We start from the raw sequence: 13,282 nt of genomic DNA on the forward strand, positions 1-13,282 counted from the left end.
ATCCTTTTCTCTATTTTGCAAAGGAATTTACGTGAAAGTTATTATTCAATTACTGTGTGTCCTTCAACAGTTAATCCATCTAAACTGATGTTTACATTTGGTGCATCAATGATTAAATCTCCTGAAATCGTACCCGTACTACCAGTTGGCATGAAAGTATAACTCCCTTTAGCTGTTGGAGCTGTTATCGTTACATTTCCCTTCAAGGTATGACCATTCAAATCAAACATTACTAAATCTATTAACGTTATATCTGTAGTCACTGGAGCCATTAACTTAATTAAATCTCCTGCTTTTGCTTGTTTTAATGCTTGTTTTAATTCTTCAGCATTCTTGACATTAAATTCATTCACTTTTTCTGGTGGAATAACTGGATCGGGTGCTACATTTCCTCCGCCAGTGTTTGGAAGCCCAGTACTTGGTGAAGAACCATCAATAACAGCCTTAATTTGCGAAGCAACTGCTGCATAGTTCGTCATAATCTTTGTTACAGTTGAACCCGCTGGAATCGACAACGTATTGATCAGTAATCCTGAACCGATTGTAATTCGAGCATCAGCGTTTAGAACCGATAAATAATTAACTACACCACCAACATTCAACGCTAATTCCACGGCCGTTGAAAGCAATAGTCGTTCAAAATTTACATTTCCAGTCATTTTCAGTTTTGCCGTAGATTCTATTGTTACCTTCTTTACAGCTCCCTCAATATGTATAGCAGAAATAGTAGCTGTAATAATGATTTCTGGAATAACCGTGTTCGACATAATTGAGATATTATTCCGTTTGACATAGACTTTTCCTGTTTGCGAATTTTTGATTGTCAATACAGGTGTAGTTTGACTTACATTTGTATTTTCTAATGAAGCTTTTGCTCCATCTATGGCTTCTGCAATTAGATCGCCAGTAATTGTAGCACCATCAAATGCCACTTTTGTTTTAACGTTTGAGCTAATAATTGCATTTCCAGTAATCGATACATTTTTAACTATCACAGCATCGGCATTAATCGTAATTGAATCGAGCGTTGCATTTGTCTTGAATACAACTTCCTTCTCTGCTGAACCTGCCTTATTTAAAACAACATTATTTACTTTTGTTATAACACCATTTTTAATAGTTGCTGTAATATCTGCCCCCATAAGTGCTGTCTTATTTTCAGTGGTAAAAATCGATTTTACCGAATCATCGAAATAATATGTCTTACCATTAATAGTAATTTCACTCGCCGCATATTCTTTAACTTTAAACGTTACACTTTGAGAAGGTTGAGAAATCGGATGACCAACAGCTTCTGAACGAGTAATAAATGCAGCCATTTGCCCTCGTGTTACATTGGAAGAACCATCGAATAATGTTGCTGTCTTACCAGTCGTTACGTTGTTTTCATATAAAGCAGCAATCGCTTCTTTGTAATCAGCACGCACATCAGTGAATGGTAATGAATTTGTTTTTGAAGCTTTTAAATGAAAGGCGTTCGCTAAAATCTTTGCTACATGGTTACGTTGAATATAATCGCCCTGACGGAATGTGCCATCTTCATAGCCATCAATAATCCCTACTTGCTTTAAAGCAGCAATAGCTCCAAAGTATTGATGAGTAGTAGGAATATCTTTAAAATTAGGATTGCTAACATTCGATGTATCCAGTGCTAATACACTTGCAATAATTTTAGCAGCTTGTCCACGTGTTAAGTTTTGTTCAGGTTTAAATGTGCCATCTTGGAACCCATTAATAATGCCCCGATCATTTAAATTTTTAATGTCGTCATAAAATGGATGCGTTCGATGTACATCCTTGAAGCTACTTGCTTCTGATGCAATCGGTGCTACCACTACTACTGCTGAAGCCGTTAAGGCCATCGCTGTTATAGCTTTTAAATACTTCGATTTCCTCCATTTACTCATACTTAGAGTAATACCTCCCCATCCCTATTTAATAAGGAAATTTTTAAAACCAATTAACACTACCAAAATATTGGTTAACATAATAATTTTAACAGAAAAATAATAAAAACATTCTAATTTATTATTAATATTCTAAATACTATGTAAAATAATCCATACTAAACTTTTACAATATGAATAAGAGCAGTAATAACAGGGCTTTTTTCCCCTAACGTTTCATTCAACTAATTCGGCTTATATAAAATAAGAACAAAACCGTAAATGTACCGCCTAGTTCCAACAAACATTCGATGGTTGTAACCAAGACATAGGCCCACTTTCTCCTCAAATTTTTTTACAATGCAATAATCTCATTAACTGTAAAAAGCTGAGGAGTATCATCTACTCCTCAGCGCACGAAATTATGATATGGTTAACTGTAACTAATTGAAGATAGACTCCCAACTAACCTACTTCCTTTATTCAAAAAAAAAAGAGCTGACAATGCAGCTCAATACTCATGTTACGTTAATGACTATCCGTGTCTACTACTTCCTTTGGTTCCACTAACATGATATGACATTCTTTTTCGGCGAAAGGCTTGTGCTCGGGTCCTCCGGGAATAATAATCATCTCCCCTTGAGAAATTTTCACTTGGCCATCGCGAAAAGCAATAAATAGCTCTCCTTCGAGCACAATAAATACTTTATCGGCGCCTTGATGCTCATGCCACATAAATTCCCCATCAATCTTCACCACTTTGAATTGGAAATCGTGTATTTCACCAACAACTTTCGGAGACCAAAGTTCTTTTATTTGAGCTGCACTCTCATTAAGATTAATAGCTTGATAATTCATAGACATCTCTCCCTATTGTTTTACTTGTTTTCGATGAATTCTACTTTATTTTTTAGTGATTTTGCAGAGCATCCGTTATATTTTGCAAAGCATATTCGATTGCTAATGGACCACCCGTAATAGCAGACGTATCCATCAAATAAATATTCCCTTTCTTTACTGCGTTCATATTGTTCCAAACATTATTTTGATTTAACTCACTCATTAATGTTTCTTTTTTTGTTATGTCACCTATAAGGAAAATGTGGTCTGCATGAATAGTTGAAATTCCCTCGAACGCAGAAAATTGATTACTCTTCCCATTGAATGTGGTATCTGGTGTAAGCTCCAACCCCCTTTCTTTATCAAACGCAAGTGTATATACAGGATTATCTTCACCTAAAACATTAAAAGTTTTTCCATCCCATGACACGATAAGTGCTACTGTCTCTCCTTCAATCGTTTTTAAATCTTGTCGACCAGTTGTAATTGCTTGCATCATTTTTTCAATTACTACTTCAGCTTTGTCCTCTTTACCAATAATCTCAGCTACGGTACGGAGGCCATATTGCCAATCTTCATAAATATCCTGGGATTTTAAAGTAATGATTGGCGCAATTTTTTCTAATGATTCATACAGTTTTTCATGATGTTCTGTTGCTAAAATAAAATCAGGCTCAATCGATAGAGTTTTTTCAATACTTGGAGACAATTTATCTCCTAATTCCTCGGTTGAATCTAACTTTCCGTTTAAATAGGCTAAAGAAGATAAATATTCTTTATCTGTAGAAGCAGCAGGAGGCTCACCCAATGCCACTAATATTTCGGGATAAAAATACCAAAGGGAAGCTATTTTTTCAGGTTTCTTCTCGATCACTATTTCTTTACCTAAGGCATCCTTAATTGTTCTTGGCCAATCTTTTGCATCCACTGGAACCGTTGACGTAGATGCTTCTTCTTTCGTAGATAATTCTTTATTTACAGCAGGGGTTTCATTACAACCTCCTAATATGCCTGCTAATAATAGTATTGAGAAACATAGTCCTTTCATTTTTTCCATCCAAATTTCCTCCAACATATGATCTTGATATGCCATTAGTATAGTAAAATCATTTATCGTTTTGAATGGATGCTTGTTGAAACTAGCATGGATTATTGATGAACTTCTCTCGATACTCTTTAGGGGGAATACCAAATTGTTTCTTAAACACTCTACTAAAATAAAAAGGGTCTTCAATTCCAACAGCCTGTGCAATTTGTTGGACAGGGGCCTCACTTGTATATAGCATTTTTTGCGCCATGTTTATCCGATATTTTAATAAATATTCTGCTGGTCCTATCCCTGCATGTTTTTTAAATACATAAGAAAGTCGATTTCGATTAATATGATTTTGTTCTGCAAGACAAGAAATGGTAAGGCTTTGATAATAGTTCTCATGAATATAGTTACATACTCGTTCGAATACAGTATGTGATTCACTGCTATTTTGACTATTCACCACACATAATAAAGCCTCATTCAGTACATCTCGAAATAGCATTTCGGTTTGAAATTTCGAAATGCCTCCACGCTGATTGTACACCTGCCAAAGACGCAAAATTAATTCGATAAGACGGGGAGATTGTCCAGTGAATAATTCAAAATGCTGATGTGAAAAGCTGGACTCTTGTAGCTCTGTGTTACATATTTGGTATTGAACAAGAATATATTCCCAGTTCGCATATTCAAAATTTTTTTGATTTAGCTTCATATTTGCACCACCATGTACAATTTTTCCTGGTGAAAAGATATAAGGGGTGCCATTAAATTGAAATTGTATTTTTCCATTAAGAGGAAAAACAAATCCAGGAAAAGAATCTGTATATTCAGCATAGGGCACACCAGTGCTTTTAGCATATCGGTATACCCCCTGTACTTGAAATGGAATATGTGCTAAATGCTCTGCTAATTGCTCAACATCGATTTTCAAATTAATTACCTCATTTCAAAATTGTATTTATCGCCTGGTTGGGGTTTGACTACAAACTGTTCCACCTAAGGGATACAGACATAAAAAGCCGATGTGTAAGGTCAATTTCTCTTCCTCTGAAATACAAAAAGGTGGGTTGACGACCTTCGCCTATCCCCACCTTATCGATAATGATTATCATTGTCAATTCGAAATATAACCACCCATCTACTAATTGGTGGCTTACACTACGTATGAAAAGCTTGAACATAGAACCATTTCTCTAAATTCAAAACGCTTTGCTTTCTACACAATTATCAATTTCGTTAAACCTTTTGATATAAAATAACATCAAATACATCCTGAGGATGCATAATCTCATCTACTATATGCCATTTGGTATCGTCTACCTTCTGCATCGGATAATTAAAAAGAGACTTTAATCCATTACCGTAGCGCATTGCAACAAGCACATCTTTATTTGTTATATCGTATAGTTGATCTAAAATGTCATATTTATTGCTGACCGTTGAGCTAAATATAATATGACTAACTTGTTTTATTACTGCGAGCTCCGCTACCGTCTTTTGATCAATTTGAATGGATAAATGATCCCCTAATTTATTGACTACCTGTTTTCCTAATTGAATCGCTTCATCATCAATATCTATTCCAAAAACGTCTGCTCCCGTGCGCTCCGCAACCATTAATAAGGTAATCGGAAAGGATCCAGATCCAATTAAGAGTACCTTCGACTGACTAGTTATTTCAAAATCGCCAAATTCCTTTCCAATACAATTTTCTATGTTACGAAAATAATCCGTGACTGGTTCCTGTTCATGACTTAATAATAACGCTCGATATTTCTCCAAGATTTGCACACAAACAGACGCGTTCATTCTTAATTTGTCGGTTAATAATAGGATCTCTATCGATTCCTTCATATTCGCCCACCGTTCTTCATTGTCACGATTTATGATAAAAGAAGAGTAATCATCCATTAATTCACACAGCTCAAAATAATTAATCTGTTGCTGCTCCTTATTTTGTTGGATAATGAACTGAAATTTCTTATCAAAGTTTTGTAGTTCTTTTAAAAATAACATCCTATCCTTCACTTACCCCACTCCTAATTTGAGAATTAAAGTTCAATATATGCCATGCCTTGTAAAACTATTTCAGCATTTTTTATGGTATGTGAATTATTGGGCCACTCTTCAAAATTAGGAGGATACAGTTTTTGATTTTTTTTACGTGTATTAATAGAATTATTGCTAGTTTTTCTATGAAACTAGCTTGAATGAGAGTAATATAGGAGCCTAAAAATTGCGAGAGGTGAGTATAGATTTCATTAGAAGCTCCAAGGGGTTAGATGGCAACCAATATGGGCAATATTGTTAGAAGGAGGTTTAAGATCAAATGAATAAAGTTATACAGCCAATCCATGTATATTGTTTGTTATTTTTATCAGTTAGTTTTTTAGCACATTTCGTTTTAATTCCTACCATTTTCACAATCGTCGAACGTGAAGCATGGATAAGCGCTTTGGCAAGTTTAATCCCAATATTAATTTTAGCATTCCTTATTTCTAGAATTACCCATAAATTAAATAATACTTCGTTTTTTGAACAACAATTTTTACAAGATAATAGACCACTTTATTTATTTATCATTACTTCATATATCATTTATTTAATTTCATCAACGTTCGTCTCACTCAAATTTACAATTATTTGGGCAGAAGAAAGTTTTAACTCTGATTATCCATATTTTATTACAGTTATTTTATTTATATTATTATGCTTTTATGGTTCCCTGAAAGGGATCAAAACTATTGCTATCCTGTCATTGATTATTTGTTCACTATACATTTTTTTATTTGTACTCCTCAATTTAGGGAACTCAATGAACAATGAATACGAACTATTATTACCAGTAAATACAAGTAATACTCCGTCCATTATATGGGGAATATTATACATATGTATTGGTATTTTAGAAATGGGCTTTATTTTAATCGTTTTAAATAGTTATGTAAAAGAGCAAATGAAAAGGACAGGAATACTCGTTTTCTCTATTATGTTTGTCCTATTAGTTTTTATTGCTATTGTGACTACTGTATCTGAATTTGGCATTTATCTCACTAAAAAAATGCTCTTTCCTATAAACGAGCAATGGAGAGTTTTGTCATTTGGTAAGTACTTTACAAGATTAGATTCTTTATCTGTTCTCCAAATATTATCAATGGCTTTTATTCGTATATGTTTATTTATGTATATTGTGTCATCCTTCTTTAAAAATCGAAAATTTATATTAATTATTGGTTATCTAAGCTTAACCATAGGATTATTAATTCCTTGGTCTGTTTCTGATTTTTTGTCATTTATAAAAAGCACTTATCTTCTTTCTATTTTTTTATTTTTATTCTTTTTTATGACTGTTTTCTACGTATTAGAAAAAAAGCAAAAGGGAGTTCATCATCTTGACTGAAAATAAGGATTTTTTTTATAAAGAATTTGACCATCAATCAGATATAACGGTAAGTAGTAAATTCTATAGGTTTAATAACGAAAAACATGAAGTTATATTTATCTATTGCCATAGTTTAATTGATAGTGTACTTTTTTTAAATTCATTATTACCAAATATTAGATTTCTGGCTGAACAAGGACATTTATATGATGAGGAAATTATAAATCGCTATTTAGAAGTACAGGAGATCAAAGAGTACAGAATGAAGACAGATGAAATAAATAGAAAAATTTTCTCAGGTTTTTTATATTTTTATCATGTTTCATCGAATAGCTTATATTCAACCAATTTAGCTAAACTACCTGAACGATCCATTGAAGAATCGAATATGGAAGTGTCATTAAGAGGACCTAGAGACGGGTTTGTTGAAAATATAGATACAAATTTTTCCTTAATAAGAATGAGATTAAAAAGTAAAAATTTATCAAGTGACGATTTTACAATTGGCGACACCAGTAAAACAAAAGTTTTATTGCTCTATATTGAGAACTATATTGATCAAAACACTTTAAATCATGTACAAAACAAACTTAATAAAATAAAAGTAGATAATATTGCAAGTAGTTATCATATTGAAGAATTACTTTATGATAAGTTGACACTCTTTCCCCTCCTTGATTATTCAGGAAGGCCCGATTTTGTAGTAAGTTCCCTCAATAAAGGCCGTTTTGTCATATTAGTAGATGGAAGTCCAAGCTGTTTAATTGGACCTGTAAATTTATTACTTATTTTGAAAGCAGCTGAGGATGATCAAACGAATTTTTTATTTGTGAGTTTTTCACGAATTTTAAGGATTACCTCTTTATTAACAAGTATATTCTTACCTGGGTTTTGGATTGCATTAACTGTCCATCAACTTAACCAGCTACCCTTTCCCTTACTAGTATCAATATCTGCATCTAAAATTGGACTCCCTGTTTCCTCTTCGTTCGAAATACTTATTATGCTCATTTTTTTTGACCTCTTTCGAGAAGCGGGAATACGCTTACCAAAAGCTGTTGGTCAAACTGTTGCAGTTTTAGGAGGCTTAATAGTTGGGGATGCTGCTATAAGAGCGGGATTTACATCACCATCAACATTAGTAATTGGAGCACTTACCGTTATATCTAGCTATACATTAATTAATCAAAATGTACTAGGCAATGTATTTTTAATAAGAGTTGCAACATTAATCATTTCCGCATTTTTTGGAATGTATGGCTTTGTTTTAAGTATCTTATTTTTCTTAACCTATATCTCGTCATTAGAAAGTTTCGGGCATCCTTACCTTTCTACATTTTATAAAGTTAGTATACCCAATCTTATTAAAGGTTTTTTAAAAATGCCATTTAGAAATAAAATAAGAGACTGACTGTTTTTTCAGCAGAAGGGAGATTATAAATGTCCCATTACTATACTTCCACATTCAAAATAACATTAACATTAATTTTTCCTTTATTATTTATTCTAGGCGGCTGTTTAGGTACGAAGGAAATACAAAGTGAAGTTTATATTACCGCTCTTGGTATTGATTATTCTAATGATATGTATCATTTATATTTTCAAGCTTTCGGATTTACGAATGTTGCTGGCTCAGATCCTAGCATTGCATCTGAGCCAGCTCCAATTGTTGTTGGACATGGAGAAGGTGAAACCATTCAGGGAGCAATCGATGATATAGAAAAGAATTCTGTTAACCCTTTGTATTATGGACATATACAAACTTTCTTTATTTCCAAAAATATATTGGACGGTCATCTGGATGAATTTTTTGATTTTTTTAGTAGGGATTATTATCTACGTTACAATACGTTAGCTTATGGATATGAAGATGATATTAAAGAGATAATGAATGTACATGGTCTCTTTTATAAACCGCCTATATTAACATTTCCTTATGATCCAAATGAACAATTATTCTTTAATTCATTCATCTCAACCAGTACTGTACAAGACATGATTAAAAGATATTATGAACCAGTTGGATCAATTATGGTTCCTACAATAAAAATTAGTGAAGATTATTGGATGGAGGATAATAAATCTAAAAATATATTAAAAATAAGTGGTGCTTATTTTCTTTCACAACAAAAATTCAATGGTTGGATAAAGGAAGAAGAACTTTCAGGGCTAGATTGGTTTAATAAGGATTTTAATAACATGAAATTATCAATAAAGGATCAATCTGTTTCCATGTTTATTGACAATTTAGATTATGATATAGAAATTGTCGGTGACACCATTCCTAAATACATTTTAAATTTAGATGTAAAAGCTTCAATTAGAGAGAACCCAAAAAACATCGGAATAAAAACCATTGAAAAGGATGTCAAAAAAATTATTTCATCACAGTTTCAAAGTACATTTATGAAAGGGTTGGAAATAGACTCCGATATTTTCAATCTTTCAGAAAAGGCTTATCGTTTCAGACCCCAATCATGGACTGTCGATAAATTAAATACCATTACTGAAAATTCTATTGAAAAAATGAATATAAATGTTTTCATAAAGGATAAAGGTGCTATTAAATAATATGGCACCCTCACCTTTTTTGCATATGGCTACCGTTAAAACAAACGCCCGTTAGTGGGTGAAGGAGGAATGCAAAAATCGCGCCTCTTCGTTCCAATCAACTCCATCATAAAGTTATGATGGAGAAAAATAACAAGAGCTATCGTGGGAGCTCCTCGATAGCTAAATAATAAATAGTTATATGACTTCAAGCCTTTGAATGCTGGGACTAACCCAGATTCATACTATCTTCTTTTTTAAAATATATGGTAGTTCCTCTAGTAACCGTCCGCGAGTAATTGGATCATCATAATTCCATATAGCATCTAAAAAATGAGTCTTACCGGGACTTAACTCGGCTAAAGCCGAAATATATGGACAGTGAGAGACAGTATGCAATTCCTTACGAGAAGTTAAGACAAAATTACGATCTCCAGCATAGTGGCTTATTTGATGGTGCTGAATTTCTAGCCATGCCTCCCCTTGCTCGATGAGGTGCATCACTTTTTTTGAGGGACGAAAGCCCAGTGATTCATATAAAGAGCTCGCCAATCCATTCATGCCCATAATATAAAGTTTTTCACCTAACTTGAGATAAACTGTAGCTGTTTCTCCAGCTACATAGGCATCTGCTAATTGTCTACGTACCAATCTTACTTTGTCTTCATATGTAGTAATCCATTTCTCCGCTGCCTTAGTGCGTTCAAAAAGTTTGGCGATATACCGTAACCGCTCAAATAATCTAAACTTTTTGTCCAGTACAACCGTTGGAGCAAGCGCATTTAGTTCCTGTAAATCTTTTGGATAATAGCTAAGTAATATAAATTCAGGCTGTAGCTGTGCTATTTTATCTGGATCGGCCCAATACCCGATACTCTGAATATTGCGTAGCTTATTATGATAAATTACGTTTTCTTTCATAATAGAGATAGCCGCTCCTATGGGAGATATACCTAGTACTAATAATTCGCCCAGTGTATGTTTGCCATCTGTCACAATTCTTGTGGTATCTTGAGGAACAAGAATCCTTCTACCAAGTGAATCGATAACTGTTCTTTGCTGCGTATGTAGATGGATATTCGCATATTCACGTGGAGTGTTGCCAGTTAATTTATGAAAACATCTACTGAAATAATATTCATCCTTAAATCCTATTTGTCGAGCTATTTTGTTCAATGGCTCTGTGGAATTACATAGAAGTTTTTTTGCCTGGTCTATTCGTAGATGGACTAGATAATCAGTTGGTTTTTTGCCTGTCAAAATTTTAAACTGTTGACTATATTTCCACCTGACAATGCCAGCCATATTTGCTAGCTGTTCTACCGTTAAATCTTCATCATAATGTTGTTCTATATATTGGATAGTACGTTGAATCATTTTTGTCTTTTCTTCGCTCTGTAAATCGACAGCTTGTTGATCTAACTGGGCCATCATCCCTAGAATCAGTTGAAGTCTACCTTGCATCATAGCCATTTCTGATGAGGTTAGAGAGGAGCAAAATTGATTCTTCACCCATATTTCATTCCCTAGTACTTGCTTAACTTGAGAATATAATAGCCTATAAGGATAACCACAAAGTAAGGGTGGATGAGCAATCGGATGTAAAGCCCTTCCTTTTACTTCAAAGGTTTCGAAAGTAAAACGTGCAAGCTGTGCCTCTCCAGTACTTGATTCCACAGTGTAGCGTTGGGCTGGTAAAACGAGAATGCAGCTCCCTTGTCTTAGATCGATTGCAATTTTGTCTACATAGAGGCGTATGCCATGACTACATGCTATTAATAATGTACACAAATTCGTTTCATTGCCATTCCTCTTTACATAGCTCATCGCTGCCGTCTGCTGATTAACTTGAAAACTATCATAGTGTTGTAGCCTAGTATATAGGCATGCAAAATTCATAAGCAACTCTCCAACAATTGAAAATGATTATCATTATCGTTATTATAACACAGAATGATTCACTATCAACTATTGACCGAGGATGCTTTATTTTAGAAAACTAGCGGATAATAATTGATTCGATAGATACAAATTTTACTGTTTGTGCATCCATTCTGGTAGCATTTTATATAATTGCTCCAAAGCTAGCAATTCATCTGTATTCCATTCATTAGCAATCACATAAACATTTCCCTTTTGGACTGCAGGCAATGTTCCCCATATTGGGCTTTGTAGTAACCGGTCAGCTTCTGATTCACTTTCATCATCCTCTTGTACAATTACAAACAAATGATCACCAGCAAACTGAGAAAGCACCTCTTCTGAAACCGTAACGAAAGACACGCCTTCTACATCAATAATATTCTTCTGTACTGCTGGAGGGACAGCAAAGCCATTTTCTCCATAAATAATAGCACCAAGGCTACGATCGCCCATAACATAAAGCGTTTTACCTAACTGATAGAAAACTGTTGCAGTCTCCCCTTCTGCTAATTGAAACTTTTCAAACATTTCTTTAAAACGTGTTTCAAATTTAGCAATTACTTGAGCTACTTCTTCCTGCTTGCCCAAGATATTCCCCATTTCCTTTACACGTTCTGTATAAGGAAGAGCTGGATTGAAGGGAATCGTAGTAGCTATTTTTGCCAATTCTTCATTCAGGTTTGGATCTGCCTTGTAATAGCCATTAATAATTAGATCGGGTTTTAAGGTAAGAATCGTCTCTAAATCAGCAGGATTTCCAATATCAACGATTCCTTCGAGTTTACCTTCATAGTAACTAGCAGGCTCTTTCGGAAGATTATTACCAACAACTGGAATATCCATTGCCAAGAAATCACCAATTGTCTGACCAATATAAACCACTCGTTTTGGATCCGCAGGTATTTCTACTTGTTCACCAGTAATCGTTGTATATTGTACTGTTTTCTCACCTTCCTCTTTCTGTTCATCAGCCATATTGCTATTAGCATTTGAAGTACTGCATGCTGATATGATTAACAACAGGAGGAACCCCCCTACCCATCGTATAATTTTCTTTCCATGTTGTTTTGTCACACTTGTTGCTCCTTTCGGTCTTTAATTGAAAATGATTATCATTTACAACATTATTATAATTTGTGTGAAAGGGTGAAACAATGGAAAAAACGCAACGATTTCTTTGTATAAATGTCAATTCTTGTCCAAAACAACGCTTTTTAATGAAGAAGAAGAAAAACCTATGGTAATGAAATGAAATTATCCCTACTGCTTTGTACGGAGCGCATTTATTGGAGGTGCAATTACCTTGTAGTTTGTGTGAGCGGAGAAGTGGAAATATCTAGTGAAGAACTGGTGGCTTCATGCAAAAAATATACGAAAGGAGCATGGCTGTCATTAGCCATGCTCCTATATGCTCCTATTTAAAAATTAGAAATAGATGAATCTATTAGTTTTCTCCGCTAATTGCAACTAAAATTTTAGATTGCGTTTTGTCGCTTGTTAAAGTTTTAAATCCTCTGTCCACAATTTCATCTAGTTCAATTTGGCTTGTAATAATACCTTGTGGATTTAGTTGACCCGAGCTCATTGCATCAATTGTTCTTTGGAATATAGACGGTGTATATACAATCGAGGATAGTATATTAACACCTGTATTTGTAAGTTGCA

The 13,282-nt window shown here is 34.0% G+C and carries 10 protein-coding genes and 1 pseudogene; 3 read left to right on the forward strand and 8 right to left on the reverse strand.

Annotated elements, in window-relative coordinates:
• Positions 1-41 precede the first annotated feature (41 nt).
• The 5 genes from PI85_RS03735 to PI85_RS03755 form a co-directional block, all read right to left on the reverse strand.
• Positions 42-1,907 carry an S-layer homology domain-containing protein gene (locus PI85_RS03735; RefSeq protein ID WP_036124394.1) on the reverse strand — a complete coding sequence of 622 codons (1,866 nt, stop codon included), beginning with the start codon at positions 1,905-1,907 and terminating at the stop codon, positions 42-44.
• A 507-nt stretch (positions 1,908-2,414) separates the two neighbouring features.
• Positions 2,415-2,744, reverse strand: a complete 330-nt coding sequence (locus PI85_RS03740) for a cupin domain-containing protein (protein WP_036124392.1) — start codon at positions 2,742-2,744, stop codon at positions 2,415-2,417.
• A 52-nt stretch (positions 2,745-2,796) separates the two neighbouring features.
• Positions 2,797-3,783 (reverse strand): ABC transporter substrate-binding protein, encoded by a 987-nt coding sequence (locus tag PI85_RS03745; RefSeq protein WP_036124390.1) that lies wholly within the window; start codon positions 3,781-3,783, stop codon positions 2,797-2,799.
• 82 nt (positions 3,784-3,865) lie between these two features.
• Positions 3,866-4,693 (reverse strand): AraC family transcriptional regulator, encoded by an 828-nt coding sequence (locus PI85_RS03750; RefSeq protein ID WP_036124389.1) that lies wholly within the window; start codon positions 4,691-4,693, stop codon positions 3,866-3,868.
• 305 nt (positions 4,694-4,998) lie between these two features.
• Positions 4,999-5,790, reverse strand: a complete 792-nt coding sequence (locus tag PI85_RS03755) for a nicotianamine synthase family protein (RefSeq protein WP_233300984.1) — start codon at positions 5,788-5,790, stop codon at positions 4,999-5,001.
• A 301-nt stretch (positions 5,791-6,091) separates the two neighbouring features.
• Between PI85_RS03755 and PI85_RS03760 the strand changes: the two genes are divergently transcribed.
• Genes PI85_RS03760 through PI85_RS03770 form a run of 3 tightly spaced genes read left to right on the forward strand, consistent with a single transcriptional unit; the run spans position 6,092 to position 9,715 of the window.
• On the forward strand, positions 6,092-7,162 hold the full coding sequence (locus tag PI85_RS03760; protein ID WP_036124386.1) for a GerAB/ArcD/ProY family transporter: 1,071 nt from the start codon (positions 6,092-6,094) through the stop codon (positions 7,160-7,162).
• Positions 7,155-8,555 (forward strand): spore germination protein, encoded by a 1,401-nt coding sequence (locus tag PI85_RS03765; RefSeq protein ID WP_036124384.1) that lies wholly within the window; start codon positions 7,155-7,157, stop codon positions 8,553-8,555. The genes PI85_RS03760 and PI85_RS03765 overlap by 8 nt, the downstream gene beginning before the upstream one ends.
• Positions 8,556-8,584: 29 nt before the next feature.
• Positions 8,585-9,715 carry a Ger(x)C family spore germination protein gene (locus PI85_RS03770; protein WP_036124383.1) on the forward strand — a complete coding sequence of 377 codons (1,131 nt, stop codon included), beginning with the start codon at positions 8,585-8,587 and terminating at the stop codon, positions 9,713-9,715.
• A gap of 219 nt (positions 9,716-9,934) precedes the next feature.
• Here the strand turns inward: PI85_RS03770 and PI85_RS03775 are convergent, their stop codons facing one another.
• The 3 genes and pseudogenes from PI85_RS03775 to PI85_RS03785 form a co-directional block, all read right to left on the reverse strand.
• Positions 9,935-11,593 carry an AraC family transcriptional regulator gene (locus tag PI85_RS03775; protein WP_036124381.1) on the reverse strand — a complete coding sequence of 553 codons (1,659 nt, stop codon included), beginning with the start codon at positions 11,591-11,593 and terminating at the stop codon, positions 9,935-9,937.
• A gap of 135 nt (positions 11,594-11,728) precedes the next feature.
• Positions 11,729-12,691 (reverse strand): ABC transporter substrate-binding protein, encoded by a 963-nt coding sequence (locus PI85_RS03780; protein ID WP_200878334.1) that lies wholly within the window; start codon positions 12,689-12,691, stop codon positions 11,729-11,731.
• A gap of 370 nt (positions 12,692-13,061) precedes the next feature.
• A pseudogene (locus PI85_RS03785) lies at positions 13,062-13,282 on the reverse strand (butanediol dehydrogenase); the annotation flags it as partial.

The sequence above is a fragment of the Lysinibacillus sp. A1 genome (assembly GCF_000801965.1).
Classification (GTDB): domain Bacteria; phylum Bacillota; class Bacilli; order Bacillales_A; family Planococcaceae; genus Lysinibacillus; species Lysinibacillus fusiformis.